Annotated in this window: 26 protein-coding genes and 1 tRNA gene; 15 read left to right on the top strand and 12 right to left on the bottom strand. The window is 73.8% G+C overall.

What is annotated here, in order from left to right; all coding sequences use genetic code 11:
- Nucleotides 1-57: 57 nt before the first annotated feature.
- Together ACFC0B_RS37135 and ACFC0B_RS37130 are read right to left on the bottom strand one after the other, a co-directional pair.
- The gene (locus ACFC0B_RS37135; RefSeq protein ID WP_376096644.1) at nucleotides 58-1053 is read right to left on the bottom strand and encodes a glutamate ABC transporter substrate-binding protein; all 996 of its coding nucleotides are present in this window, start codon (nucleotides 1051-1053) and stop codon (nucleotides 58-60) included.
- Between the two features lie 16 nt (nucleotides 1054-1069).
- A complete protein-coding gene (locus ACFC0B_RS37130; protein ID WP_376096641.1) occupies nucleotides 1070-2449 on the bottom strand; it encodes a hypothetical protein in 1380 nt (459 codons plus the stop codon).
- 330 nt (nucleotides 2450-2779) lie between these two features.
- Between ACFC0B_RS37130 and ACFC0B_RS37125 the strand changes: the two genes are divergently transcribed.
- The 3 genes from ACFC0B_RS37125 to ACFC0B_RS37115 all read left to right on the top strand — a co-directional run bounded on the left by ACFC0B_RS37125 (nucleotide 2780) and on the right by ACFC0B_RS37115 (nucleotide 5596).
- A complete protein-coding gene (locus tag ACFC0B_RS37125; RefSeq protein ID WP_376096638.1) occupies nucleotides 2780-3355 on the top strand; it encodes a nucleosidase in 576 nt (191 codons plus the stop codon).
- 157 nt (nucleotides 3356-3512) lie between these two features.
- Nucleotides 3513-4037, top strand: coding sequence for a DinB family protein (locus ACFC0B_RS37120; protein ID WP_376096635.1), 525 nt, complete (start codon nucleotides 3513-3515; stop codon nucleotides 4035-4037).
- 107 nt (nucleotides 4038-4144) lie between these two features.
- Nucleotides 4145-5596 (top strand): trypsin-like serine peptidase, encoded by a 1452-nt coding sequence (locus ACFC0B_RS37115; RefSeq protein ID WP_376096632.1) that lies wholly within the window; start codon nucleotides 4145-4147, stop codon nucleotides 5594-5596.
- A 77-nt stretch (nucleotides 5597-5673) separates the two neighbouring features.
- On the opposite strand, the gene ACFC0B_RS37110 is transcribed toward ACFC0B_RS37115, so the two are convergent.
- Nucleotides 5674-6603, bottom strand: coding sequence for a sigma-70 family RNA polymerase sigma factor (locus ACFC0B_RS37110; RefSeq protein WP_376096629.1), 930 nt, complete (start codon nucleotides 6601-6603; stop codon nucleotides 5674-5676).
- Between the two features lie 102 nt (nucleotides 6604-6705).
- Here ACFC0B_RS37110 and ACFC0B_RS37105 point away from each other — a divergent pair, with 102 nt between their 5' ends.
- Nucleotides 6706-7533 (top strand): SDR family oxidoreductase, encoded by an 828-nt coding sequence (locus ACFC0B_RS37105; RefSeq protein ID WP_376096626.1) that lies wholly within the window; start codon nucleotides 6706-6708, stop codon nucleotides 7531-7533.
- On the opposite strand, the gene ACFC0B_RS37100 is transcribed toward ACFC0B_RS37105, so the two are convergent.
- Nucleotides 7520-8143, bottom strand: coding sequence for a cysteine hydrolase family protein (locus ACFC0B_RS37100; protein ID WP_376096623.1), 624 nt, complete (start codon nucleotides 8141-8143; stop codon nucleotides 7520-7522). The two genes, ACFC0B_RS37105 and ACFC0B_RS37100, sit on opposite strands and share 14 nt — an antisense overlap.
- Before the next feature lie 86 nt (nucleotides 8144-8229).
- Between ACFC0B_RS37100 and ACFC0B_RS37095 the strand changes: the two genes are divergently transcribed.
- Entirely contained in the window at nucleotides 8230-9198 is a 969-nt protein-coding gene (locus ACFC0B_RS37095) for a GlxA family transcriptional regulator (RefSeq protein ID WP_376096620.1), read from the top strand.
- Here ACFC0B_RS37095 and ACFC0B_RS37090 read toward each other — a convergent pair.
- Nucleotides 9195-10136 carry a GntR family transcriptional regulator gene (locus tag ACFC0B_RS37090; RefSeq protein WP_376096617.1) on the bottom strand — a complete coding sequence of 314 codons (942 nt, stop codon included), beginning with the start codon at nucleotides 10134-10136 and terminating at the stop codon, nucleotides 9195-9197. The two genes, ACFC0B_RS37095 and ACFC0B_RS37090, sit on opposite strands and share 4 nt — an antisense overlap.
- A 199-nt stretch (nucleotides 10137-10335) precedes the next feature.
- On the opposite strand from ACFC0B_RS37090, the gene ACFC0B_RS37085 reads away from it, so the two are divergent.
- From ACFC0B_RS37085 to ACFC0B_RS37075, 3 genes are all read left to right on the top strand, one after another.
- On the top strand, nucleotides 10336-11448 hold the full coding sequence (locus ACFC0B_RS37085; protein ID WP_376096614.1) for an FAD-dependent monooxygenase: 1113 nt from the start codon (nucleotides 10336-10338) through the stop codon (nucleotides 11446-11448).
- A 128-nt stretch (nucleotides 11449-11576) separates the two neighbouring features.
- The gene (gene gltX, locus ACFC0B_RS37080) at nucleotides 11577-12953 is read left to right on the top strand and encodes a glutamate--tRNA ligase (protein ID WP_376096730.1); all 1377 of its coding nucleotides are present in this window, start codon (nucleotides 11577-11579) and stop codon (nucleotides 12951-12953) included.
- A gap of 238 nt (nucleotides 12954-13191) precedes the next feature.
- Nucleotides 13192-13698, top strand: coding sequence for a cupin domain-containing protein (locus ACFC0B_RS37075; RefSeq protein ID WP_376096611.1), 507 nt, complete (start codon nucleotides 13192-13194; stop codon nucleotides 13696-13698).
- A 51-nt stretch (nucleotides 13699-13749) separates the two neighbouring features.
- Here ACFC0B_RS37075 and ACFC0B_RS37070 read toward each other — a convergent pair whose 3' ends face one another.
- Nucleotides 13750-14043 (bottom strand): hypothetical protein, encoded by a 294-nt coding sequence (locus ACFC0B_RS37070; protein WP_376096608.1) that lies wholly within the window; start codon nucleotides 14041-14043, stop codon nucleotides 13750-13752.
- A 141-nt stretch (nucleotides 14044-14184) separates the two neighbouring features.
- Entirely contained in the window at nucleotides 14185-14691 is a 507-nt protein-coding gene (locus tag ACFC0B_RS37065; RefSeq protein ID WP_376096605.1) for a hypothetical protein, read from the bottom strand.
- A 259-nt stretch (nucleotides 14692-14950) separates the two neighbouring features.
- Here ACFC0B_RS37065 and ACFC0B_RS37060 point away from each other — a divergent pair, with 259 nt between their 5' ends.
- Nucleotides 14951-15445: a hypothetical protein gene (locus ACFC0B_RS37060; protein WP_376096602.1), complete on the top strand. Its 495-nt coding sequence runs from the start codon at nucleotides 14951-14953 to the stop codon at nucleotides 15443-15445.
- Nucleotides 15446-15464: 19 nt separating this feature from the next.
- Here the strand turns inward: ACFC0B_RS37060 and ACFC0B_RS37055 are convergent, their stop codons facing one another.
- Entirely contained in the window at nucleotides 15465-15938 is a 474-nt protein-coding gene (locus ACFC0B_RS37055; RefSeq protein WP_376096599.1) for an ATP-binding protein, read from the bottom strand.
- Between the two features lie 169 nt (nucleotides 15939-16107).
- Between ACFC0B_RS37055 and ACFC0B_RS37050 the strand changes: the two genes are divergently transcribed.
- From ACFC0B_RS37050 to ACFC0B_RS37040, 3 genes are all read left to right on the top strand, one after another.
- A complete protein-coding gene (locus ACFC0B_RS37050; protein ID WP_376096596.1) occupies nucleotides 16108-17064 on the top strand; it encodes a Scr1 family TA system antitoxin-like transcriptional regulator in 957 nt (318 codons plus the stop codon).
- A complete protein-coding gene (locus ACFC0B_RS37045; protein WP_376096593.1) occupies nucleotides 17021-17161 on the top strand; it encodes a DUF397 domain-containing protein in 141 nt (46 codons plus the stop codon). The genes ACFC0B_RS37050 and ACFC0B_RS37045 overlap by 44 nt, the downstream gene beginning before the upstream one ends.
- Before the next feature lie 43 nt (nucleotides 17162-17204).
- A tRNA-Leu gene (locus tag ACFC0B_RS37040) sits at nucleotides 17205-17288 on the top strand.
- 48 nt (nucleotides 17289-17336) lie between these two features.
- On the opposite strand, the gene ACFC0B_RS37035 is transcribed toward ACFC0B_RS37040, so the two are convergent.
- Nucleotides 17337-18476 (bottom strand): serine hydrolase domain-containing protein, encoded by a 1140-nt coding sequence (locus tag ACFC0B_RS37035; protein ID WP_376096590.1) that lies wholly within the window; start codon nucleotides 18474-18476, stop codon nucleotides 17337-17339.
- Nucleotides 18477-18624: 148 nt separating this feature from the next.
- Between ACFC0B_RS37035 and ACFC0B_RS37030 the strand changes: the two genes are divergently transcribed.
- The gene (locus tag ACFC0B_RS37030; protein ID WP_376096587.1) at nucleotides 18625-19878 is read left to right on the top strand and encodes a sensor histidine kinase; all 1254 of its coding nucleotides are present in this window, start codon (nucleotides 18625-18627) and stop codon (nucleotides 19876-19878) included.
- A complete protein-coding gene (locus tag ACFC0B_RS37025) occupies nucleotides 19875-20576 on the top strand; it encodes a response regulator (RefSeq protein WP_376096584.1) in 702 nt (233 codons plus the stop codon). The genes ACFC0B_RS37030 and ACFC0B_RS37025 overlap by 4 nt, the downstream gene beginning before the upstream one ends.
- A gap of 64 nt (nucleotides 20577-20640) precedes the next feature.
- On the opposite strand, the gene ACFC0B_RS37020 is transcribed toward ACFC0B_RS37025, so the two are convergent.
- Nucleotides 20641-22464: a CocE/NonD family hydrolase gene (locus tag ACFC0B_RS37020; RefSeq protein WP_376096581.1), complete on the bottom strand. Its 1824-nt coding sequence runs from the start codon at nucleotides 22462-22464 to the stop codon at nucleotides 20641-20643.
- Nucleotides 22465-22559: 95 nt separating this feature from the next.
- Nucleotides 22560-23201 (bottom strand): TetR/AcrR family transcriptional regulator, encoded by a 642-nt coding sequence (locus ACFC0B_RS37015; protein WP_376096578.1) that lies wholly within the window; start codon nucleotides 23199-23201, stop codon nucleotides 22560-22562.
- A gap of 114 nt (nucleotides 23202-23315) precedes the next feature.
- Here ACFC0B_RS37015 and ACFC0B_RS37010 point away from each other — a divergent pair, with 114 nt between their 5' ends.
- Nucleotides 23316-24368, top strand: a complete 1053-nt coding sequence (locus ACFC0B_RS37010; RefSeq protein WP_376096575.1) for an alpha/beta hydrolase — start codon at nucleotides 23316-23318, stop codon at nucleotides 24366-24368.
- 155 nt (nucleotides 24369-24523) lie between these two features.
- Here the strand turns inward: ACFC0B_RS37010 and ACFC0B_RS37005 are convergent, their stop codons facing one another.
- Nucleotides 24524-25393, bottom strand: a complete 870-nt coding sequence (locus ACFC0B_RS37005) for a DUF3592 domain-containing protein (protein ID WP_376096572.1) — start codon at nucleotides 25391-25393, stop codon at nucleotides 24524-24526.
- Between the last annotated feature and the right edge of the window lie 33 nt (nucleotides 25394-25426).

Raw genomic sequence — 25426 nt, 5'->3', positions numbered from 1 at the left:
CGGCGGCCGCCGGACCGACCCTAACGCGTGCCTCCGCCGCCCCCGCCCGTCCGGTCGTCACCGCGGTGTCGGCCAGTGCCGGTCGGCGTCGTCCAGCAGGTACGGCTTGAGCCAGCTGTCGTACGCGCCGCGCCAGGCGCCCCTGGCGTAGTAGTCGTTGATCACCTGGTTCACCCGGGCCGCCAGGTCGGTGCTGTCCTTCAGCATCCCGACGCCCATCACGCCCGGCCGCACGTCGCCGTCCAGCACCTTGACGGTCTGGTCCTGGGCCGCCTGTCCGGCCGCCAGGCCGTCGTCGGTCATCGTGGCGTCGACCTTGCCCAGCTGCATCAGCACCAGGCAGTCCAGGTTGTTCTCGACGGGGACGAGCTGCTTGAGCGGACGGGTCTTCAGCTCCTCCAGGGCGGAGGAGCCGGTCGCCGCGCACGCGGTGGTGCCGTTCAGCGCCTCGTCGAGGGTCTTGGCCGGCGAGGTCCTGGGCACCAGGACCCGCTGGCTGGTGGTGAAGTAGGGCCGGGAGAAGCCGATCTCCGCCAGTCGCTCGCAGGTGATCGACATGGTGCGGACGATGATGTCGACCCGGCCCTCCTTGATGTACTTGATCCGGTCGGCGGTCGGCACCGCCTTGAACACCACCTTGTCCGGGTCGCCCATGATCGCGGTGCCGATCGCCCGCGCCAGGTCGATGTCGAAGCCCTCCAGCTGACCGGTGTTGGGGTTGCGCGAGCCCCACCGGTAGCTGTTCAGGTCGATGCCGACGACCAGGCTGCGGCGGGCCTTGATGGCCTTGACGGCCGCGCCGTCCTCGGTGCTCGGCGGGACGCTCTTGTAGAGGTCGCAGGGCTCCGCCTGCTCGGACCGGCCCGCCTGTTCCTGCTGGTCCTGTTGCTCCTGCTGCGCGGCCAGCGGCACCTGTGCCGGTGCGCCGCCGTCCCGCGGTCCGCCCGCCCCGAGCGCCAGTGCGCCGGAGGCCAGCAGCGCCAGCGCGGCCGCCGTCCGGGCCGCCCGCAGCGCGGTGGCGCGGCCCCGTCCCCGGTCCGTGATCGTGCCCATCTCGTCCGTCCCCCCTCTACCGGTACTCGGCCAGTCGCCGGCCGAGGCCGCCCAGGGCCGCGGCGGCGGCCGCCAGGCCCAGGGCCGCGACCCCCGCGGCGGCGGTGCGCAGGTCCTCGTCGACGCCCAGCGCCGCGTCCCGGAACCGGCCCTCCTCCAGCACGGCGGCCTGGGCCAGTTCCCGGTCGGCGGCGCTGAACGCGGCGTCGGCCGTCTGCGGCGCGTCGGCCTCCTTGGCCGTCACGGTGGCGTCCAGCGCGGCCTGGTAGTCCCCCTGGTTCTCCAGCGCGGTCGCCGCGGTGTGCCGGTCGGTCCACCGCTGGTAGTCGCGCAGCGCCTGGTCGACCGTCGCCAGGGCGTCCGTCGGGGCCAGCGCCCGGGCCTGCGCCAGGGTGCCGGAGGCGTCGCCGGTATCGCCGGGGCGGGCGTACAGCCGGCCGGTGGTCTCCGACCAGAGCTTCGCGTAGGTGGAGCTGGAGCCGCGCGACACGTAGTGCAGGTTCTCCGCCAGCCGGGCGGTCAGCACGTCCACCCGGGCCGCGTTCAGCGCCCGCAGCGGCGCTCCCCCCTCGCGCTCGCCGCGCCCGAGCGCCGAGTCGGCGCCGGTCGCGCTCACGGTCAGCCAGAGCACCGCCGCCAGGACGGACGCGGAGGCGGCCAGCAGCCCGATGTTGAAGACCCGGTTGGTCCGCCGGAACAGCGCCAGCTGGACCCAGACCAGGGCCAGCAGGGCCACCACCCCCAGCGCGTACCCGGCCCACGGGGTGGCCCGGGCGTCCGCGATGTCGCGGGCCAGCACCTCGTTCTGGGCGGCCGACAGCCGGGCGGCGGCCGGCAGCAGCTCGGTGCGCATCTGCTGGGAGGCGTACCGCTGGTAGGCGCCGCCGAGCGGGAAGCCCTGCCGGTTGTTGGCCCGGGCGGTCTCCACCAGCCCCGCGTACTCCGGCACCTTCTGGTTGAGCGTGGAGAGCAGGTCCTGGAGGCCCGAGGAGGTGGTGGCGCGGGCGGCCGCCTCGGAGATCAGCTGGGAGGCCGTCCTGAGGTCCTGCTCGTAGCGCGCCCGGACCGCGCGCGGTTCGGCGCCCGCCAGCAGGAAGCCGGACGCCGCGGTGGCGTCCGCGTCGGCCAGCGAGCGGTTGATGTCGGCGGCGGCCTGGCTGAGCGGCTGGCTGGAGCCGACCACCCGCTCGGCCGCCGCGGCCCGGGAGTTCAGCTGGACGGCGGTCAGCGCGCCGAACGCGAGGGTCAGCACCGCGAGCAGCGTTCCGGCCAGCCGCAGCCGCCCCGGCGCCGTCCGGGTCGCCCGTGCCAGCCGGGCGGCCGGCCCGGGCCGCCGTACCTCCGCCTCCGTGCCGCCGGACCGCGGCGCCGGCGGTGCCGGCCTCTCGATACGCACCGGTGTCGCCACCAGCCTCCCCCTCCCCTGTGGCCCGCCCCCCGTCTCCGGGGCCCGGCCGTTGCCAGCAGTATGGCCGTCACTCCCGGCGGCCACACCCGAGTTGCGCGGATCTTGAGCTGTGCGTCCCCACCGTGCTCCGTGACTCCCGGCCCCCGCTCCGGGCCGCCCCCGGGGCGTGGGGCGGGCGGCGAACGGGTCGACGCGGCACGCACCCTACGCGGTTCCCGGAGGTTCCGGAGGGTCGGGGTCCGTTTCTGCCGGCCGCACACCCCGGCCCGGGCGGTTCATGCGCCGGTGCGACGGCCGGGCCGTCCGTACGATGGCGGCATGCGTCTTCTGGGAACGATTTCCGCCGACCGACCGCTGCTCGTCGTCGCCGTCCGGGAGGAGGCCGCCCACCTCGGCGACCATCTGCCGGTCCTGCTCACCGGCATCGGCAAGGTCAACGCCGCCGCCGCGCTGGCCACCGTCCTCGCCGAGGGCCCGCACCCCTCAGAGATCGTCAACCTCGGGACCGCCGGCGCCCTGCGCCCCGGATGGGAGGGCACCCACACCGTCACCCAGGTGATCCAGCACGACCTCGACACCCCGACCCTCTACGCCCTGACCGGCCGCACCTACGGCGCCCCGCTGGTCGTCGGCAAGGGCGACGGGCCGGTGCTGGCCACCGGCGACCTCTTCGTCTCCGACCCGGCCGCCCGCGACCGCCTCGCCGAGCACGCCGACCTCGTCGACATGGAGGGCTACGCCGTCGCCACCGTCGCCCACCGGGCCGGCCTGCAGGTCCGGCTGGTCAAGCACGTCAGCGACGAGGCGGGCGACGGCGCCGGCCACACCTGGCGGGAGACCGTCGACGGCTGCGCCCGCCACCTCGCCGACTGGCTGCACTCCCAGGGCTGGTGAACCGGCTCCGTCCGCCGGGGGCCCGGGAATTCCGGGCCCCCGTTCTTCGCGTGTCCGTCAATTCGTGGGCGATGCGGTTCGGTTGGACGGCGAACGAACTCCGGCGAACCGCAGGGGGCGTGGCCGGGGGCGGGGGGCGGGTCCTACGCTGGCGGGCGTGACCGATGACACCGCCGACACCGCGCGCGGGCGTACCGATCTGCGTCCGCCGGGGATCAACGCCGACGAGCACAGCACGCTGCTCTCCTTCCTCGACTACCTGCGCACCTGCGTGATCGCCAAGACCGAGGGGCTCTCCGACGAGGACGCCCGGCGGCCCGGCGTCGCCTCCGGGACCAGCCTGCTCTGGCTGGTGCGCCACCTCACCGCCGTCGAACTCAACTGGTTCCTCTGGGCCTACCGGGGCGACGACGTCGAGCTGTGGGACGACGACGCGCCCTCGCCGGGCGACGAGACGGTGGCGGAGTCGGTCGCCGCGTACCGGGCGGCGATCGCCCGTGCCAACGCGGTGATCGCCTCGGCGGCCGACCGCCTCGACCGTCCCGGAGCGCGCTCGCTGCGCCCCAACGCCGAGGCGCCGTCGATGCGTTGGCTGCTGGTGCACATGATCGAGGAGACCGGCCGGCACGCCGGTCACGCCGACATCCTCCGGGAGCGGCTGGACGGCGCGGTCGGCCGCTGACGGGGGCGGGTGGGCGCGCGGCTGACGGACAGTGGAATACTCCCCCGCGCAGTTCCCGGCGCCGCTCCGGCGGCGCCGGGTTTTTCACACAGGGGGAACAGAAGTTCATGTCATCGTCTGACAGAAATATTGGCCGCCGTCGCGGCGTGCGCACCGCCCGGACGGCCCTGGGGGCCTCGGCGCTCGCACTGACGCTGCTGACCACCGCCGCCTGCGGGCCCGACAACAGCTCGGCCGACTCCGCCGTGACCGCGGCGGCGGGCGCCGGCGCGGGGCCGAACCTCGGGCTTCCGGCCAACCTCGACGATCTGAAGAAGTGGAAGTTCGAGGACTGGGAGAAGTGGGCGAAGGACTACGCCCTCCCGGCCGCCGCCAAGGGCTTCTGGACGCTGGACAAGCTGCTCAAGGCCAAGCCCGTCGAGCCGATCGCGCCGCCGGCGCCGCCCGCGGCCCCGCCCGCCCAGCCGCCGGCGCAGCCGGGCGGGCCGACCCAGCCCGGCGCACCGTCCGCGCCGACGTCCACCCCGAGCGGCAAGCCGCCGGCGGGCCAGCCGACGCAGCCGGGCCACCCGACGACGCCGCCGCCCGCGCCGCCGAAGCCGTCCGGCACGCAGCAGCCGGCCTCGCAGGCCCCGGCCCAGCCGCCCGCCCAGCCGCCCGCCCAGCCCGCGCAGCCGAGCCAGGCCCCGGCGCAGCCGTCGGCCCCGCCCACCCAGCCGCCGGCCCAGCCCGCCGACAACGGCAACGACCCGCTGCCCAGGACCGTCAACGCCCAGCCGCTCCCGCACCCGTACACCAAGCCCGGTGTCCACGGGAAGCTGTTCGCCGACAAGCCGGGCAGCGGTGCCGACGCCGCCGCCGGGCTCAACCACTACCAGTGCTCCGCCACCGTGGTCGCCGACCCGGCCCACCCCGGTAAGAGCAATCTGGTGTGGACCGCCGGCCACTGCGTCCACCAGGGCAAGGGCGGCACGTACTACAGCAACATCTCCTTCATCCCGGCGTTCAACAGCACCGGCGCGCTGAGCGGCGGCAAGCAGGCGGAGGAGGCCCAGTACGCGCCGTTCGGCGTCTGGAACGCCACCCAGGCGGTGACCTCCCCGCAGTGGAAGGCCGAGGGCGGCGACGGCGGCTCCCCGGCCACCCACTACGACTTCGCGGTCATCCGCGTGCAGCCCGCCGACGGCGGCAAGTCGCTGGAGGAGGCGGTCGGCGGCGCGGTGCCGGTCTGGTTCAACGCCCCGCGCGACCAACTGGGCATCACCGAGTACGGCTACCCGGCGGCCCCGCCGTTCGACGGCACGGAGCTCAACCGCTGCGAGAGCGGCAAGCCGACCCGGCTGTCGTACGACCCGACCCGCCCGCCGATGCTCGCCATCGGCTGCACCATGACCGGCGGTTCCAGCGGCGGCGGCTGGCTGGCGGTGAAGGACGGCAAGCCGGCGCTGGTCAGCAACGTCTCCGTCGGCAAGCACACCGGCGACCCGAAGTTCCAGGCCGGCCCGTACCTGGACGACGTCGCGGCCGGCGCGTACGACTTCATCTCCAAGAAGGGCTGAGGCCCGCCCGGTCCGGCCGCCCCCGCGCACCCCTCCGGTGCGCGGGGGCGGCCGTCGTTCCGGCGCGGTGCCCCCGCTCAGTCCGCGAACGCCGCCAGGTCGAGCGCGGCCAGCCGGTCCGGGTCGCTGAGCACGTCGATCGCCACGATCGCGCCGTCCACCACGGTGAACGCCATGACCGACACGGGCCGGCCGTTGGCGCCGATCACCACCACGCCCGCCGCGCCGTTGATCAGCGCCGGGCGCGCGTACGGCGACAGGGCGCGGAACATGACCGCCTGCCCCGCGACCGTCCGGGCGCCCCGGAGCAGCACCGGACGCCGCTCCCGGCCGGCGCCGCCGTCGGCCCGCAGCACCACCTCCGGGTCGAGGACGACGAGCAGCGCGTCGAGGTCCCCGGTGCGGGTGGCGGCGAAGAACGCGTCGACGGCCACCCGCTGCCGGGCGAGGTCCCGGTCCGGAGTGGGCGCCCGGCCCTGCACCTTGCGGCGGGCCCGGCTGGCCAGTTGGCGGGTCGCGGCCGCGGTCTTCTCGATCAGCGGGGCGATCTCCTCGAAGGGAACGGCGAACAGGTCGTGCAGCACGAAGGAGACCCGCTCGGCGGGGGAGAGCGACTCCAGCACCACCATCAGCGCCAGCCCGACCGAGTCGGCGAGCAGCACCTCCTGCTCCGGGTCCGGCGCGTCCGCCCGCCCGATCAGCGGGTCCGGTATCCGCGGCGGCGGCTCCTCGCCGCCCGCCTCGGTCCGGGACTCGAAGGACTCCTCGCGGCGCTGCGCGCGCGAGCGCAGCTGGGTGAGGCAGAGCCGCCCGATCACCGTGGTCAGCCAGCCGCCGAGGTTCTCCACCCCGGCGGTGTCGGTGCGGTCGTAGCGCAGCCAGGTGTCCTGGACGGCGTCCTCCGCCTCGGCGAGCGAGCCGAGCATCCGGTAGGCGACGGCCCGCAGGTGCGGCCGGTGTGCCTCGAACAGGTCCGCGGATCCGGCGGCCGGATATTTCTCTTCCACCCGTGTCACATTCCTTCGTCGCCGTCAGTCAAAGCTCCGGAACCACGAAACCTAACGGCTCCACCTCAGGCCCGGCTTCCGGCCGGCGAAGGAGAGACGATCATGACGAACCCGACGAACCCGACCGGCGCCCCCGTCCTGGTGACCGGCGGCACCGGCACCCTCGGCCGGCAGGTCGTGCCGCTGCTGCGGCGCGCGGCGGGCCAGGACGTCCGGGTGCTCACCCGCAACCCCCGCCCGGCCGCCGACGGCGTCGGGTACGCGGCCGGCGACCTGCTGACGGGGGAGGGCGTGGACGCGGCCCTGGCGGGCGTCGAGACGGTCCTGCACCTGGCGGGCGACGCCAAGCACGACGAGGCCACCACCCGCACCCTGGTCGACGCCGCCCGCCGGGCCGGGGTGCGGCACCTCGTCTACATCTCGGTGATCGCCGCCGACCTGGTGCCGCTGGGCTACTTCCGGGCCAAGCACGCCGCCGAGCGGATCGTCGCCGGGTCGGGCATCCCCTTCACCACGCTGCGCGCCGCCCAGTTCCACGATCTGACGCTCAGGACGGCGGCCGCGATGGCCAAGCTGCCCGTCGTCCCGGCGATCGACGGCATCCGCTGGGAGCCGGTGGACGCCCGGGACGTCGCCGAGCGCCTGGTCCGGCTGGCCCTGGACGCGCCCGCCGGGCCCGTCACGGACCTCGCCGGCCCGGCCGTGCGCTCGCTCGGCGACCTGACCCGCGACTACCTGGCGGCCGCCGGCAAGCGCCGCCCGACGCTGCCGCTGCGCGTCCCCGGCAAGGTGGGCCGCTGCTACCGGGAGGGCGTCAACCTGGCCGCGCCCGGGGCCGACCGGGGCGCCCGCACCTGGGAGGCCTTTCTCGCCGAGACCTTCCCGGCGGGTGCGCCGGCGGTCGGCACCGGCCGGGTCAGGACCAGCTGACGGCGGCCGGCTCGCCGGTCTTCGCCGCCGTGACCACGGCCTCGGTGGTCACCACCTTGGCGAACCGCATCGCGTGCAGCACCGTCCCGGTGGCGCGGGCGAGTTCGGCGGCGGGGACGGTCACGCCGTCGGGGCCGGTCAGGTCGAAGGCGTGCATGGCGTCGATCGGGAAGACCGCGTCGTAGCCGAGGTTGCCCGCCATCCGCGCCGTGGTCTCGTTGCACACGTTGGTGATGATCCCGGTGATCACCACCTGTCGGGCACCCCGCTCCCGGAGCCAGGCGTGCAGGTCCGGGGTGCCGTAGAAGGCGCTGTTCACGGTCTTGGTGACGTGCAGGTCGGGCGTGATCGCCGCGACGAAGTCCTTCAGCTCGTACCCGGGCGTGCCCGTCGCGAGCGGGCCGGCCGGAGAGGCGTGCTGGACGGTCACGACCGGCCGTCCGGTGGCCTGCCACACGTCGATCAGCTCGCCGATCCGCTGCTCGGCCGCGGGGTTGTCGCGCTCGCCCCAGAACGCGGTGTCCTCGAAGCCCTTCTGGACGTCGATGACGACCAGGACGGCGTCGGAGTCGATGGTGAGCGGGGCGTCGAGGGCGCTGGTGTTCGTCATGCGTCCATGCTGCGGCGGGCCCGGGCCGCTCCGTGAGCGGCAGTGGAGCCACCCATCGATACGATCCTGCCACTACCATCCTGCCCATGCGGACGGTGGGATGCGTGATCTTCGACGGTGCCCGGCCCTTCGACTACGCCGTGATCGGCGAGGTCTGGGCGAACCGGGAGAGCCGCCCCGGCCTGCCCGCCTTCGAGCTGCGGATCTGCGGGCCGGCCGGCACCCGGGTCCGGTTCGGCGGCGGGCTGGAGCGCGTCCCGGACTTCGGACTGGACGCGCTGGCCGACTGCGACCTGGTCGTCGTGCCCGGCCCGGAGCGGCCCGACGAGCCCGGCGACCCGGCCGTCCTCGCCGCACTGCGCGCCGCCCACGAGCGGGGCGTCACCCTCGCCTCGCTCTGCGCGGGCTCCTTCCTGCTCGCCGAGGCCGGCCTCCTGGACGGCCGCACCGCCACCACCCACTGGGCCTTCACCGACCTCCTGGCCCGCCGTTTCCCCGCGGTGGACGTCCGGCCCGAGGTGCTGTTCACCGGCGAGGGCCGGCTCTGGACCTCGGCCGGGGTGGCGGCCGGCATCGACCTCTGCCTGCACCTGGTCCGCGCCGCCCACGGCGAACGCGCGGCCGCGGCCATCGCCCGCGCCATGGTCACCGCACCGTTCCGCTCCGGCGGCCAGGCCCAGTTCATCCCCTCCCCGGTCCCGCCGCCCACCGGGTCCGGCGACCCCCTCGCCCGGGTCCGCACCGAGGTCCTCGCCGCCCTGGACACCCCCTGGACCGTCCGCCGGATGGCCGCCCTCGCCGTGATGTCCGAACGCACCTTCGCCCGCCGCTTCACCGCCGCCACCGGCACCACCCCGCTGCGCTGGCTCCTCGACCAGCGCGTCCTCACCGCCCAGCGCCTCCTGGAGGACACCGACCTCCCAGTCGACGCGGTCGCCGCCCGCTGCGGCTTCTCCTCCGCCGTCTCCCTCCGCCCGGCCTTCACCGCCCGCCTCGGCGTCCCGCCCCGCGAGTACCGCCGCACCTTCCGGGGGCGGGAGCCGGGGGCCTCCTAGCCGTTCGCGGCGGCCTCGACGCGGGGGGTGAGGCCGTCGAGGAGGGTGGCGAGGCCGAGCTCGAAGAGGGCGTCGAGGTCGAGGTCGTAGCCGTCGGGGAGGCCGGCCGTCAGGCGGGTGAAGACGGGGAAGCGGGTGGCGGCGCCGGGGGCGTCGAGGGCGGCGAAGCGGGTGTCCGTCCACTGGTCGCCGGTGAGGCCGGTGGCGGCCTGGGCCTGGGTCTCGCGTTCGAGGTTGACGGCGACTCCCTCGATGTAGCTGTAGAGCAGGACGTGGAGGTCGAGGGCGGCCGTGCTGCTCAGACCGTGGCCGTCGAGGGCGGCGAGGGCCCACTCGGCGTGGGTGAGCAGGTTGGGGAGCAGCAGCGGGCGGGTGACCGGGCTGAGGTGGGCGAGCCAGGGGTGGCGGCGGAAGAGGGCCCACAGGGTGCGGGCGCCGAGTTCCAGGCGGGGGCGCCAGCCGGCGGGGGGATCGGCGGGGTAGGCGGCCTCGCCGAAGGCGGCGTCGGCGACGAGGAGGACGAGTTCGTCCTTGCTGGTGACGTACCGGTAGGCGGACATCGCGGAGACGCCGAGCCGGGCGGCGACGGCGCGCATCGAGAGGGCGGCCAGTCCTTCGGTGTCGGCGATCTCCAGGGCGGCCCGGATCAGCCGGTCGCGGCTCAACTCCGCCGGTGTGTCGTGGGGTTGGGCTTCCGCGGGCGGCGCGGTGGCGGTGGCGGTGGCGACCACGGTGCCAATCCGGGGGCGGGCCTCGACCAGGCCCTCCTGGCGCAGCACGGTGAGGGCCTTGGTGGCGGTGGCGAGGGCGACGCCCCAGTCCTGGGCGAGCCGCCGGTTCGAGGGGACGCGGTCGCCGGGGGCGAGTTCGCCGTCGGCGATGCGGCGCCGGAGGTCGGCGGCGATGCGCCGGAACGGCGGGTCGGTCTCGGGTGCCATGGTGCCGTCCTTCTCGCCGTCGCGGTGACTGTACTAGCTCAGACGCTACCAGGGCGGATCGTTGGAGAAGGCTGCCTGTACTAGCTCAGAACCTGCTCTGAACTGCGATTTTCCTGCTTGCAGGGCGCTGTATGTACGTCGTACATTCAGAGTGCTTACGGCGTACGAGCACGCCGTACCGAACCCCAGGGGCCCACGCATGCAGAACGTCCTCGTCTCCGGCGGCGGCATCGCCGGTACCGTCCTCGCCCACTGGCTGGTCCGCCGCGGCTTCGCCCCGACGGTCGTCGAGGCCGCCCCCGCCCCGCGCACCGGCGGCCAGGCGGTCGACATCCGCGGCACCGCCCTGGACGTGATCGAGCGGATGGGCCTCACCGGGCAGGTCCGCGCCGTCCGCACCCGGATGCGCGGCATGTCCGTCCTCGACGCCGACGGCACCGAGGTGCACCGCTCGACCGAGGCGACCTTCAGCAGCGGCCGGCTCGACAGCGGGGACGTCGAGCTGCTGCGCAGCGACCTGCTCGGGATCCTGCACCGACACGCCCTGGACGGCGTCGAGTTCGTCCACGGCGACAGCATCACCGCGCTGCGCGAGGACGAGCGCGGCGTGCACGCCTCCTTCACCCGCGGACGGCCCCGCACCTTCGACCTGGTGGTCGGCGCCGACGGCCTCCACTCGCGCGTCCGCCGGCTGGCCTTCGGCCCGGAGGAGGAGTTCCTGCGCCCGCTCGGCACCCACCTCGCGATCTTCTCCGCCGACAACTTCCTCGGCCTGGAGGACTGGCAGGTCTGGCAGCGCGACGGCGACGCCGGCTACGGCGTGTACCCCGTGCGCGGCAACCGCGAGCTGCGGGTCTGCTTCGGCTGGGCGGACGACCGCCCCGCCGAGCGCGACCCCGGGGCGGCGCGCCGGACGGTCGCCGAGCGGATGGGCGCGCTGCGCTGGGAGACGCCCCGCCTGCTGGAGGCGCTGCACCGCTCGACCGACTTCTACGCCGACGTGATGGCGCAGGTCCACCTGGACACGTGGTCCGCCGGCCGCACCGTCCTGGTCGGCGACGCCGGCTACTGCGCCTCCCCGCTCTCCGGCCAGGGCACCGGCCTCGCCCTGGTCGGCGCCCACGTCCTCGCCGACGAACTCGCCCGAGCCCGCGGAACGGCCGACCACCGGGTCGCCTTCGCGCGCTACGAGCACCGGATGCGCCCGTTCGTCGCCCTCAACCAGGCCCTCGCCACCGAGAATCCGGGCGGCCCGGCGGCCGAGGAGTCGGTCGAGCGGGCGAAGCGGGCGATCGCCCTGGACGCCGGGTAGGGAGCCCCGCCGGAGGGGCGGGACGGGGGTGGGTGTGCCGGGCACCCCGCCGCGGCCCGATACCCTTGGGTTTCATGACCGAGGTAGCCCGTCCCGTCCGCGTCCGTTTCGCTCCGAGCCCCACCGGCATGTTCCACGTCGGCGGTGCCCGCTCGGCGCTGTACAACTGGGCGACGGCACGACAGCAGGGCGGTGTCTTCGTCCTGCGGATCGAGGACACCGACGCAGCCCGCAACAAGCCCGAGTGGACCGACGGCATCATCAGCGCCCTCGCCGCGATCGGCATCCACGAGGGCGACCCGGGCTTCGAGGGCCCGTACTTCCAGTCGGCCAACGCCGACAGCCACCGCGCCGCCGCCGAGAAGCTGTACGCGGCCGGCCGCGCCTACTACTGCGACTGCACTCGCGAGCAGGCCGCCGAGCGCTCCGGCTCCGCCCAGACCGGCTACGACGGCTTCTGCCGCGAGCGGGGCCTGGAGTACGCCGAGGGCCGCGCGCTGCGCTTCCGCACCCCGGACGAGGGCACCACCGTCGTGGTGGACCTCATCCGCGGCGAGCCGGCCTTCCCGAACTCCGCGATCGAGGACTTCGTGATCGCCCGCGGCGACGGCAGCCCGGTGTTCCTGCTGGCCAACGTGGTCGACGACCTGGAGCAGGGCGTCACCGAGGTCATCCGCGGCGAGGAGCACCTGTCGAACACCCCGAAGCAGCAGCTGCTGTGGGAGGCGCTCGGCGCCACCCCGCCGGTCTGGGCGCACCTGCCGGTGATCGTCAACGAGAAGCGGCAGAAGCTGTCCAAGCGCCGTGACAAGGTGGCGCTGGAGGACTACCTGGCCGAGGGCTACCTGCCCGAGGCGATGGTGAACTACCTGATGCTGCTGGGCTGGGGCCCGAAGGACGACGTCGAGATCCGCCCGTACGCCGAGCTGGAGCAGCTGTTCCGGATCTCGGAGGTGAACGCCGCCTCGGCCTTCTTCGACGTGCAGAAGCTCCGCTCGTTCAACGGCGAGTACATCCGCGCGCTGTCGGTGGAGGAGTTCATCGCCGCGACCGCGCCGTACCTGGCCGCCGACCGGGCGCCGTGGCCGGCCGAGTCCTTCGACGCCGCGGCCTACGCCGAGCTGGCGCCGCTCGCGCAGTCCCGGATCGCGGTGCTGGGCGAGATCGTCGAGCAGGTCGACTTCCTGTTCCTGGCCGAGCCGGTCCAGGACGAGGCGTCCTGGGCGAAGGCGATGAAGAACAAGGACGTCGCGCTGGCCCTGCTGCGCACCGCCCGCGAGAAGCTCGCCGCCGTGGAGGCCTTCGAGGCCGCCGCGCTGAAGGAGGAGCTGGAGGCCGTGGCCGCCGAGCACGGGCTGAAGCTGGGCAAGGCGCAGGCGCCGATCCGGGTCGCGGTCACCGGCCGCACGGTGGGTCTGCCGCTGTTCGAGTCGCTGGAGGTGCTGGGCCGCGAGCGGACCCTGGCCCGCCTGGACGCGGCGGCGGAGCGCCTGGCCGCCGCCTGACGGCAACGCTGTTCCGAGGGCCGCACCCCGCCGACGCGGGGTGCGGCCCTCGGGCGTTTCCCGGGTGCGTCTCCCGGCGGTGCACGCCGAGCTGCCGCCGTTCCCCGTCACATCGGGAAATTGACCCATGATTTTGAGGGGGAAATGCACCTCAGGGCGGGTCGATCGAGTCCGTAGAGTGATCATCACAAGGTCGCGGCAGGGGAGCCGGGACCGCCCGAAACCGGGGAGAACCACCGTGAACGCCGTCCCGCCGAAGCCGCTGCTGACCCGCGCCGCCACCGCCGAGACCACCAGCGACCCGAGCAGCGTGATGACCCTGCTCGCCGACTGCGGCACCGACGGCAGCCCGATCACCAGCTACCGCTCCACCTTCGCCAAGGGCGCGGTCGGCGCCCCGGCCCACTTCCACACCCGGGCCTCCGAGCTGTTCTTCGTGATCGGCGGCTCGCTCCAGGTCCTGCTGGACGACGAGGTCGAGCTGCTCGGCGCCGGCGACTTCCTGCTCGTCCCGCCGCACACCCCGCACGCCTTCGCGGCCGCCCCCGGCTCCGAGGCCGACGTCCTGTTCGTCTTCACCCCGGGCATGCCGCGCTTCGACTACCTGCGCCTGCTCGGCCGGGTGATGCGGGGCGAGGCGAGCCCGCAGGAGATCAAGGACTCCTCCGAGCTGTACGACAACCACTACGTGGACAGCCCGCGCTGGCGCGCCACCCTGGAGGCGGCCGCAGGCGCCGGCGAGTGAGGCGGCGGCTGCGCGGGAAGTCGGTCCGGCCGACTTCCCGAGCAGCCGAGGTCACCTGACGAACACGGAGGAGCCGAACTCCTGGGTCGTGCCACCGCCGGGGGGAACGACCGCGATCACGCTGCCTGTGCAGTTCGGACCGTCGTAGACCAGGACGGTTCCGTCGGTCTCGTTGAACACGATGAGCGGAACGATCGACGAGTTGTAACAGCCGCTCGGGTTGGTGATGACCGTGCTGGGCGCGAGGACGAGCTTCCCGTTGGCGGCGAGGGCCGTGCTGGGCAGGGCCAGGGCCACCGTCCCGGCGGCGGCGAGGGCGCCGAGGACGGTCGTGAGACGTCGCATGGTGACTCCTTGGGGGTCGGGTGTCGGGGGGCCGATGCCCCGATCACAACTTCTCCGCCGGTAGGAGTGGTCGCAATCCGCGCGCGCCGAGCGGGCGATGCGGATACGCGCGAATGGGTGCGAGGCCCAGGGGGCCTGCGGCTATCGGCTGTGGAGGTGGCTGTCCGGGAAGCCGGCCGGCTCGCGCATCACCAGGGCGGAGAGCAGGGGCCAGTGCGCCGTCAGCCCGGTCACCACGACGCAGCCGGTGTCGTGGGGGAGCCGGGGGAGGCGGGCGGTGAAGCAGTCCAGGTGGTGGTGGACGTGCACGGGGATCAGCAGCGAGTCCAGGCGGATGTCCCGGCCGAGGTGGGGCAGGTCGGCGGCGAGACCGTCCGTGCGGCGTCCGCTGTTGGCCAGGAAGCTCCACAACGCGGTGACCGGGTCGACGAGTTGCCGGGACGTGGACACCGCGGCCACCGGCTCGTTGTCCGGCAGGTGGTAGGTGAGCTCGACCTGGAAGAGGCCCTCGTCGGTACCGTGCCGCCCCATCGCGAGGGGCCAGTCGGCGGGTGCGTCCCGCAGGACGGCCACCGGCTCGCCGAACGCCAGCGCCGTCTCCCGGTCGGTGGGGATGCGGAATTCCTTTGGCGGCCTGCCACGTAACACCTGCGCCTCCCAGAGCAGTTGACCGACCGAAGCAGTACACCACGGCGGCAGGCCCGGCCGAGTGGCCGGGTCCAACGGCCACGCCCCCCCGGGCCAACCTGCCCTGAGGGAAGTGTCGTTCCGGAAGTCCGGCGGGCCCTGCTGTGCGGAGCTTCCGCGGGGCAGGGCCTGTCCGCCTCCGTCGGTTCAGGGCAGGGGGCTTACGGGGCCATCCGGCCGTGAGTGGTCCTGTCTGTGGTGACGGCGGCAGAATGAGTACATGGCCGAGAACGAAGCGGATCAGCTCGCGTTGCTGCGAGAGCTTGACGATCCGGAGTGGCTGGAGTGGCCGCAGTGCTACGACCGGGGCGAGATCGCGGCTCGCTTCGCCGTCTTGGTGACCCGGCTCGAAGGCGACTTCGCGACGAGCTGTACGGCTGAGCAGGACACCCAGGACTCCAGCGAGTACGGTCGCGTCGTCGTACCCGCCGACGCGACCGTCTGCGGAACCCGGATCGTCGTCTGCGTGAGCAAGTTCGGTTCGCTGGCGCTGGTCTGCGCGGACAACCCGGGCGCCTTCCTGGGCACGGATGAGGCCCAGGCCGAGGGCGAGTTGGACGGCGCCGACCTCGCCAAGGTCAACCGGGCGTTGGTCGAGCTCGGCTATGAAGTGGTCGCCGAGGAGCTGATGGAGAGCGACTACGCCGGGCCGAGCAGGCTGCGCGATCACCTTCAGCGGCCCACTTGGTGGCATCGCTTCTTCGGGATCTTCTGACGGATCGCACGAGGGGGCGTCAGGCCGTGACGAGCTTCGGGGCGCGGCCGTGGGTGAGGTCGGTGCAGCCGGGGGCGGGGGCGATCAGGGCCCAGACGAACTTGCCGACGCCGCCGGCGCGGGGGCAGCAGCCCCAGCGCTCGGCGAGTTCGTTGACGAGGAAGAGGCCGCGGCCGTGCTCACTCTCGGGGTGGGTGGGCGGTTGAAGGGTGGGGCGGCCGGTGCCGGCGTCGTGGACCTCGATCCGGAGGCGGTCGGCGACGACGGAGAACCGGATTTCGACGAGGCGGTCCGGCGGGGCGTCGCCGTGCTGGACGGCGTTGGCGAACAGTTCGCCGAGCAGCAACTCGCCGATGTCGGAGAAGCGTTCGCCCCGTGGCATTCCGGTGAGATAGGCGCGGAGGACGGTTCGGGCGAGGGGGGTGGATTCGACCCGCGAGGCGAGCCGGGTGGCGAACTCGCGCGGTCGGCGGGAGGCGCAGTGGAAGGGCATGGGGACCTCCGGGGAGTGAGGGGGGAGTGGAACAGGCGCGCGAGCGGGGCGCAAATATCACGCTGTGCAGGCGAATAACTGCGTTCCGGTGTCAATGATCGAGGGTCCCCGGCTACCGTGACGACCAATTCATGGTGCAGCAGCCCATTGCACAAGAGGGGTGACGGACGTGTCACATCGGAAGGCAGCCGCGGGACCGACGGCGAGCCCGGCGAAGCTGTTCGGGGAGGCGGTGCGGTTCGCCCGGGAGCGGGCGGGTCTCACCCAGGAAGCGTTGGGGAAGCTCCTGCACTGTGACCGCACCGTGGTGACGCGGTACGAGGGCGGTCACCGGCCGATGCCTCTCGACACCGTCCTGGCCTGCGACGAGATCCTTCAGACGGGCGGCATGCTCCACTTGCTCTGGAAGCGGGTGGACTGGCAGGCGGACGTGGAGCATCCGGACTGGTTCCAGAAGTACGTGGACCTGGAGAGCGAGGCACTGGCGATCCGGGTGTATCAGTACGCCCGGGTCAACGGCTTGTTGCAGTGCGCGGACTATGCATACGCTCTGTTCCGGGCCGGGCTCGACAGGGACAACCCGGCGCTGCTGGAGGAGCGCGTGGCCGCGCGCATGAGCCGGCAGAAGCGGTTGCTCGGGCCCGACGGCCCGTTGCACATTGCCGTGCTGGATGAGAGTGCGATCCGTAGTGCCTTCGGCGGGCCAAATGTGATGCGGCGCCAGATGGAACACCTGCTGGAGGTTGGCGAGCGGCCCAACATCAGCATTCAGGTGGCGCCCTTCGGCTGCGTGCCGAGCAGGCGTCCCGCCACTTCAATGTTCTTGATGGAGATGCCGGATGGCAGCGAGTGGCTCTACTCGGAGAGCCTCTATCGCGGGCACTTCAGCGATTCGCCGTCGGTCGTCGCGGAGCATCGCGGTGACTATGATCTGCTACGCGGGCACGTACTCTCGGTGAGCGACTCTCGGGCGCTGATCGCCGATGCGATGGAGGAGTACCGGTATGAGGAGCGTGGATCTCAGCGCGGCGGTGTGGCGGACGAGCAGCTACAGCGCAGATCACGGGGGCGAGTGCGTCGAGGTGGCCCTCGCGTCGCCTCCCCCCGGCATCGTCCCGGTGCGTGACTCCAAGGATCCCTCCGGCCCCGTCCTCCTCTTCCCCGCCGCCTCCTGGCAGTCCTTCCTCACCTCCCTCCGGGACGGCTCCCTCCCCGTTGGTTAAGACCACCCCCAGGGATGGGCTACTATTTACCCATCACCCAGTTGCGCGGGTGGCGGAATAGGCAGACGCGCTGGATTCAGGTTCCAGTGCCCGAAAGGGCGTGGGGGTTCAACTCCCCCCTCGCGCACACAGAGAACGGCCGGTCGATCCTCGGATCGACCGGCCGTTCTGTTGTTCAGCGGCAGAGGGCCGTGTCCACCACCGCTTCGAGATGGGCCGTGGCCGGCGTACCGTCCAGCGGCATGCTGGTCACCGTGATGTTGGCGGCGCGGCCGTCGTCGGTGACCCCGCCCCGCGTCTCGTAGCCCGGGATGTCGCCGCCGTGCCCCCAGTAGACCCCGCCGCACGACAGCGGGCGGCTGATCAGCCCCAGCCCGTAGCCGGCGCCGCTGTTGCCGATGGGAACGGTGGTGCGCATCTGGGCGAGCTGGGCCGCCGGGAGGAGGCGGCCGGCCAGGAGGGCGCTGAAGAACCGGTTGAGGTCGGCGTTGGTGGAGATCATCTGGCCCGCCGCCCAGGCCGCGGACGGGTCCAGTTCCGTGATGTCGCGCAGGGGCTCGCTCGCCGACTCCCGGTGGTAGCCCTTCGGGTGGGGTTCCCGGATGCTCCGGTCACCGGCGGCGGGGAAGGAGGTGTGCCGCAGCCCGAGGGGGTGGAGCACGCGCCGCCCGATCTCCTCGGCGAGCGGGCGGCCGGTGAGCTTCTGGACGATCAGGCCGACCAGCACGTAGTTGGTGCTGCTGTACCCGAACCTCTCGCCGGGGGCGAAGTCGGCCTTGTGCTGGAAGGCGATGTCCAGGATGTCGCGCGGTTCGAAGTACCGGTTCCGGATGTCCGCTTCGCTGATGTAGCCCTCGTACTCGGGCAGTCCGCTGGTGTGCTGGAGGAGTTGTCGGACGGTGATGTGCCGTCCGTCGATCCCGTCCCCGCGCACCAGGCCCGGCAGGTAGGTGTCGACGGTGGCGTCGAGGTCGACCTTCCCTTCGCCGACCAGTTGCAGGGCGACCACCGCGGTGAACGTCTTGGTGTTGCTGCCGATCCGGACCTGGCCGTCCCCGGGCACCTTCGCGCCGGTGGCCAGGTCGCCGACCCCCGCCGTGTAGGTGCGGGTGCGGCCGGTACGGTCCTTGACGCTCGCCAGCGCGGCGGGCAGGCCGTCGTCACGCACCAGCGCGTCAAGACCCCGCTGGACGGTGTCGGGCCGGGCGGCGGCGGATGCGGCGGGCGACGCGAGGACGCCCGCCGCCATGGCGGCGACAGCCATCGCGACGGCGGCCGACCGGGAACGAAGCCTGGGCCTCGACTGCTCACGCATGGGTCAACTCCTGGGGAATCGCTGGGAGAAGTGGTAGCGACACGATCATGGGATCCGGGGCCCGCGGGGCGCATCGCGGGAAAGCGGGAAGCGCGGATCCCTCGATCGGGGGAGGCCGCCGCCGGGCCGCCCGCCCATACTGGCGATCATGATCAGGGGAATCCGGCCGCTGCTGAGCGGCTCCACGTACACGGGTGTGCTGTTCGCCTTCTGCGGTGCGTTGGCGAGCCTTCCGGTGCTGCCGTTCGCCACGCTGCCGGCGCTGCTGTGGGGGCAGGCTCCCTACGCGGTGCAGGCGGTGCTGACCCTGCTGGTCTGGGCGGCCCTGATCGGCCTGCTCGGTCTGGCCCGCACCACGCGGCGGGTGCTGGTCGCGTCCGCCCGCCGGCTGTTGAGGGTGCCGTTGCCGGATCCCGCGGCCGGCCGCCGGTCCGCGGGCCCGCGCGGTCCCGCGGACCGGCTGCGGACCCCGCTCTGGCTGCTGCTGCACGTGGGACTGGGCTGGACGGGGGCGCTGCTGGCCGGGCTGCTGCTGCTCCTGGGCCTGTCACTGCCGGGGAACTGGCTCGGCGGCAGCGCGCGGCTGAACCTGTTCGACCGGTCGGTGGACCTGGCGGGTGGCTGGTGGAGCTGGCCGGTGGCGGCCGGCTGCGTACTGCTGGCGGCGGTGGTGTGCGCGGTGGTGACGGGCGTCCTGCGCCGGGCGGCGCCCCGGCTGCTGGGGCCGTCGGCGGCCGAGCGGCTGGCCCTGGCGGCCGAGCGGGAGCTGCTGCTGGCCGAACGCAACCGGCTGGCCCAGGAGTTGCACGACTCGATCGGGCACACGCTGACGGCGGCCACGATCCAGGCCGCGGTGGCGGGCGAGGTGCTCTCCGCCGACCCGGCGGCGGCGCGGGCCGCGATGCGCAGCATCGAGGAGTCGGCCCGGGCCGCGCTGGAGGACCTGGACTACGTGCTGGGCGTGCTGCGCGAGGAGGAGGCGGGGACGGCGCCGGTCCGGACCCTGGCCGACCTGCCCGAACTGCTGGACCGGCTGCGGCACGCGGGCGCGGTGGTGGAGCCGGTCCTGTCGGGCGAGCTGGCCGGGGTGCAGGGGACGCTCTCCCGGGCGGCGTACCGGATCCTCCAGGAGGGGCTGACCAACGCCCTGCGGCACGGGGCGGGCGGTCCGATCGAGGTCGGGGTGGTGGCGGCGCCGGACGCCCTGGAGCTCCGGGTGGTCAACCGGACCGGGACGGGGACGGGTGGCGGCAAGAGCCCCGGGGCCTTCCCGACGTCCGGGCACGGCCTGCCCGGGCTGGCCGAGCGGGTGCGGCTGCTGAACGGGGAGTTCGAGGCCGGCCCGGACGGGCCGCGGCACTGGCGGCTGGCGGTCCGACTGCCGGTCCGGGTGTCGGCGTGACTCCCTCCGAGGCGGGCGGGGCCGGGATTCCCGGCCCCGCCGCCGTCACTCTCCTGATCGCGGACGACGACGAGGTGACCCGCAGCGGTCTGCGCACGCTGCTCGCGGCCCAGCCGGGGATCGCGGTGGTCGGGGAGGCCGCCGACGGCGTCGAGGCGGTCGAGCGGGCGCGCCGGCTGCGGCCGGACGTGGTCCTGATGGACGTGCGGATGCCGCGCCTCAACGGGATCGAGGCCACCCGGCAACTGCTGGCCGACCGGTCTGCCGAACCGCCGAAGGTCGTGGTGATCACCACCTTCGAGAACGACGGCTACGTCACCGCCGCACTCGGCGCGGGCGCCAGCGGCTTCGTGCTCAAGCGGCTCCCGGTCCGGCAGATCGCGGAGGCGGTGCGGGTGGTGGCCGCGGGGGAGGCGATCCTCTTCCCGGCCGCTCTGCGCCGGATGGTGGCCGCCCGCCCGCTGGACTCCGCCGAGGCGCTGCCGAGGGCGGCGCTGACGGGGCGGGAGGAGGAGGTGCTGCGGCTGATGGCCACCGGCCTGTCCAACCCGGAGATCGCGCAGTCGCTCGTGGTGAGCCCGGAGACGGTGAAGACGCACGTCGGCAACGTGCTGACCAAGCTCGGCGCCCAGAACCGGACCCACGCCGTGGTGATCGCGTACGAGTCCGGCCTGGTGGTGCCGGGGTCCGCGGGCTGACCGCACGGGGAACGGCCGGTCGATCCCCGGATCGACCGGCCGTGTCCGCGGCCCGCCGGGCCGCTCAGCCGAGCGGCAGCTCCAGCAGGGCCTCCTCCCCGCTCAGCGAGGTGACGGTGGTCCTGGTGGTGCTGCCCTCGCTGCCGACGAACGAGTAGAGCCGGTCGCGGCTGTTGACGACCAGGGCGAGGCGGTGGCCGTCGCGCAGGTCGTAGGCGGCGGGCTGGAGCGTCCAGTCGACGGTCCGCTCCGTGCCGGTGCTCAGACCGGTGACGGTCAGGGGCTCGTGGGTGATGATCCGGGCGGAGCCGTCCGGGGCGAGGTCGAAGAGGTAGGCGACCAGGGAGGCGGCGTCGCCCTCGTCGGTGCCCACGGCGAGCCGGAGCCTGGCGGCGCCGCGGATGCGGCGCCCGCCCGCCAGTGCCTCGGTGGACCAGACCAGCAGCCGGTCGCGCTCGAAGCCGGCCGGGTCGTAGGGCTTGGGGTTGCCGAACCACTCCTTCTGCCCGGTCTCCATGATGTCGTCCATCGCGGTGGCGGTGGTCTCGGTCCCGGCGGTGAACGGGCGGCTCCAGCCCGTGGACGGCTTGTCGGACAGGGTGCCGTCGCCGCCGTTGCCGTCGCCGCCGCCCAGGTACCAGGCCTCGGTGTCGGTGGTGGCCCCGGACCAGGAGTCGAGCGGTTCGCGCCGGGCCGCCTTGGTGATCCGCCGGCCGCCGCCGATCGCCGGGGCGGTCTCGTAGGTGAACATGACCTGGCTGTTGACCACCGGCCAGGTCGGCACCTCGTTGGGCTTGTCGAGCAGGTGGTGGTCGAGCCAGGCGTAGGCCTCCAGCATCGGCGTCAGGAAGCCGGTGAAGGGCGCGCCGCTGGGGAAGCCGGTGATGCCGGTGCCTTCCGGGGCACCGTGGTCGCCGATCCACAGGTTCAGGTGCTTGGGGACGGTGAGCTGCTCGAAGGTGGCGATCGCCTCGGCGGCCGGGAACAGGCTCTCGTGCCAGGTGTTCGAGTAGAAGGTCGGGATGTTCCGGTCGTTGGTGAGGCCGACGAAGGTCTCGGGGGAGCGCTGGGTGCCCCAGGCCACCACCTCCTCCATCTCCTCCCCCTTCAGGAAGTTCTGGAGGATGCGCCAGGTCTCCTCGTCGAACCTCTCGTGCTCCTTGCCCTCCTCGGCCCCGGTGAACTTGATCAGCAGCTCGACGGCCTTCAGGTGCCGGGTGCCGTGGTCGTAGAGGCTGGTGGCGAGGTTGCCCCAGGTGCTCAGGGCGGCCACGGCGGCGACCCGGTTCTTCCGGTCGTGCGCGGCGATCAGCTGGCTGATCCCGGAGCCGTAGGACAGGCCGAGGAGCCCGACCCTGCTGGGCGAGAACAGCCCCTCCGCGTGGTCGATCACCAGCGACCCGTCCGCCCGGTCGACCGGTCCGGCGACGTTGATGAACCCGTTGGAGCTGTAGATCGCGTCCGGCGCGCCGAACCCCCGGGGGGTGTAGGCCAGCACGTGGTAGCCGCGGGCGGCCAGCGAGAGGTAGCCGACCATGAACGGCAGCCAGCCGTACGGGTTCCAGCCGGCGGGGACGATCACGACCGGGCGCGGTTCCGAGGTCTTCTGCTGGATCGCGAACGCGGAGAGGCCGACCTCCTCCGTGACGGGAATGCGGGGGAAGGTGACCCCGGCCTCCCGCAGGACCTGCTCCACCAGCTTCCGCAGCTCCTCGGGGAGCGCGGCGGCCGGGGCGGTGCCCTGGAGGGCCGCGAGCAGCGCCCGGGCGACGGCGAGCACCGCCGGGTTGATGTCGAGGCTCGCGCCGCGCCAGACGCCGTTGGCGGCGATGTCGGCGAGTGTCGCATCACTGACCGACGGGGTCGGCTCTCCGCCCGCTGTAGTCATACGAGTTGCCCTTTCCTGGAAGGCCGGGACGCCCGGTGGGGCGCCGTCCAGGCGGATCATGGACCCGGGCGGGGGGGCCGGAAACCGAAGGGCGGTCAGCTGCACCCGAACGAGTGAGGGGAGGCGGGCGGTCCCTGACTCCCTCCCCGCAGCCCGTTCAGCACCAGGTCCGCCAGGCGCTCCGGCAGGTCCGGTTCGGCGACCGGGCGGTGGCCGAGCAGGGCGCGGGTCTGGAGCGGGGAGCAGAGCAGCTCCAGCGCCAGGGCCGTGTCGGTGCCCGCCGGGAGCTCCCCGCGTTCGACGGCCCGGGCGACGACGGCGCCGGCCTGGTTGAGGCGGGACTGCCAGAAGGCCTGCCAGGCCTCGGCGAGGCCGGGGTCGTCGGAGCTGAGCGCGGCCGCCCGGGCGACGGAGCGGCCGGCCGGGGTGGCGAGGTACTCGGCGAGGGCGCGGGCGAAGGCGGCCAGGTCGGTGCGGACGGCTCCGGTGTCGGGGACGGGGATGCCCTCGTTGCTGCCGGCCAGCATGGCGTCCAGCACGAGCTTCTCCCGGCTGCCCCAGCGCCGGTACACCGTCGTCTCGTTGACCCCGGCGCGGGCCGCGACCCCGGCGACGGTGAGCCGGGTGATGCCCTCCTCGGCCAGCAGCTCCATGGCGGCCGTCAGCACCGCCTGGCGGACGCGTGCGGCGCGGCCGCCCGGGCGGCGGCGGATCGGCTCCGGTTCTTCCTCGGTCATGTGTCGATCACCTCGGCCACCACCTTAACGCAGGGTCGCTTGCGTTAAGCGACATCCAGGCGCATAGTCGCTAAGGCAAGAGTTCCGGCTTTAAGAACGGCAGGAGGCACCGCCATGTCCTTCACCTGGCCCCTGGACCCGCAGGACCTGTTCGTCGAGCGCTATCCGCAGATGACCCTCGGCCTGCCCGTCGACGAGGTGGACGCGGTCCGCGCCGCCGTCACCGGGATGTGGCCCGACCGGCCCGGCGGCTGGGTGCACGAGTGGTCCGCCCTCGCCGCCCGGCACGCCGCGGCGGGGCGGCACCGCCTGGCCGCGCAGGCGTACGGCTGGGCCAAGTTCCCCTCGCTGGCCGACGAACCGAAGCGCACCGCGCTCGCCCGCCAGGTGGAGCAGTACGTGCTGGCCGCCGCCGACTTCCCGGTGGAGTTCGAGCGCCGGGTGCTCACCGTCCCGTACCGCGGCGGCGAGGCCGCCCTGCCGGTCCACCTGATGGCCGCCCCCGGCCTGCCCGCCGACGCCCCGGTGGTGCTGGCCAGCGGCGGGGTGGACTCCTGGAAGACCGACCTGCACGGCATGTGGGAGCAGCTCGCGCTCGCCCTGCCGGCGCGGCTGCTGCTGTTCGACCTCGCCGGCACCGGCGAGACCTCCCACCTGCCGATGACCCCGGACGGCGGCGCCGAGGTGATCGACGGCCTGGTCGCGTACGCCCGCGCGCTCGGCAACGGCACGGTCGGCCACTTCGGCATCTCGATGGGCGGCTACTACTCCGCCCGGGCCGGGCTGACCGGGGCGGTGGACGCCTCGGTGGTGCTCGGCGGCCCGGTGGAGCGCTCGTTCGCCGCCGGCCGCGGCTTCGCCTTCGGCATGGACGGCATCGTCGGCAACGCCCTGGGCTTCGACGCCGCGCCGAGCGGGGCCGAACTGGCGCGGGCCTTCGCGTCCTTCGACCTGCGCCCGCTGCTGGACCGGGACGACAACGGGCCGATGCTGGTGGTCAACGGCACCGAGGACGTGCACGTCCCGCTGGAGGACACCACCGTGTTCGAGGGCCGCCGGGACACCCGGGTCGTGCTGATCCCGGACACCGGCCACTGCGCCATCTCGCGCTTCGGCGAGGCGATGGCCGTGATCGTCCCCTGGCTGAAGGACACCCTCGTCGGCTGATCCGGCGCCCCTGCCACGGGAAGCGGCCGCTCGACCCGGCGAAGGCGTCCGAACCGCCGGGTCGACCGGCCGCAGGGTCTTCGGAGGCGGAGGCGGAGGCGGAGGCGGAGGGGAGGGGGCGGAGGCCGGCCCGGCCGGGGGGGCGGTCCCGTTCCTCAGACCCGCAGGAGCACCGCTCCCGCCACGGCGACGGCCGCGAGTACGGCGATCACCAGCACGTGGACGACCACGTCCCACCTCTCCGAGCGCTCCCCGGCCGCGCGGTCCACCGTGAACTCGGCCGGGTCGGCGGCGGTGTAGTGGACGGTGACGTCGCGGCCGTACGCGCCGGCCGGGTCCGGGAGGTTCGCCGTGCAGTGGGCCGTGACGACCGCGCCCGCGCGGGTGGTGAACGAGAGGACCGGGGTGATCGTGGTCCTGGTGTGGCCGTCGTCCTGGTCGACGCTGACGTCCCGCAGGACGGCGACGACCCGGCCCGGCACGGCCTCCATCGCGGCCAGCCTGCCGAGGCGGCCGCGCCTGTCCCGTACCGCCCCGGGCAGGTGGACGGCGCCGAGGACCGCCGCCGGACCGCCGGAGCCGATCAGCGCCCACGGCCAGCCCCGGTCGACCGCGACCAGGGCCACCAGCCCGGCGTAGACCAGGAAGGCCGCGCAGCCGGCCCGGCCCAGCCCGCGCGTGGGCGGCTCGGGGGCGTTGGAGAACCGGTAGGCGTGCGGTCTGCCCCGCGGGTGGCTGACCCCGATCTCCCGGCCCTCCCACGCGGCGGTGATCATCTCGCCGCGCTCGCCGTCGTTCGTCACGGTGACGTCCTGCCCGGAGGCCGGGTCGCGGTAGGAGACCACCACCGATATCCCGCCGGCCCGGGACCCGCCGTGCCGGGGCGCCCGCACCCGCTCGATCCGCCCGGTGAGCCGGACCGTCCGCTGCGCCCGGGTCACGCCGGCCAGCGACATGCCGCACCAGATCAGCGCCGCCACGCCCCATACCGCACACCACAGCACCAGTGAACCGTGCCAACCCATGCGCCCTCCTCCAGCCGGTCGTGGTCGGTCGGG

It is taken from the genome of Kitasatospora sp. NPDC056184 (assembly GCF_042268405.1).
Classification (GTDB): domain Bacteria; phylum Actinomycetota; class Actinomycetes; order Streptomycetales; family Streptomycetaceae; genus Kitasatospora.
This window is presented reverse-complemented; position numbering and strand designations above follow the sequence as displayed.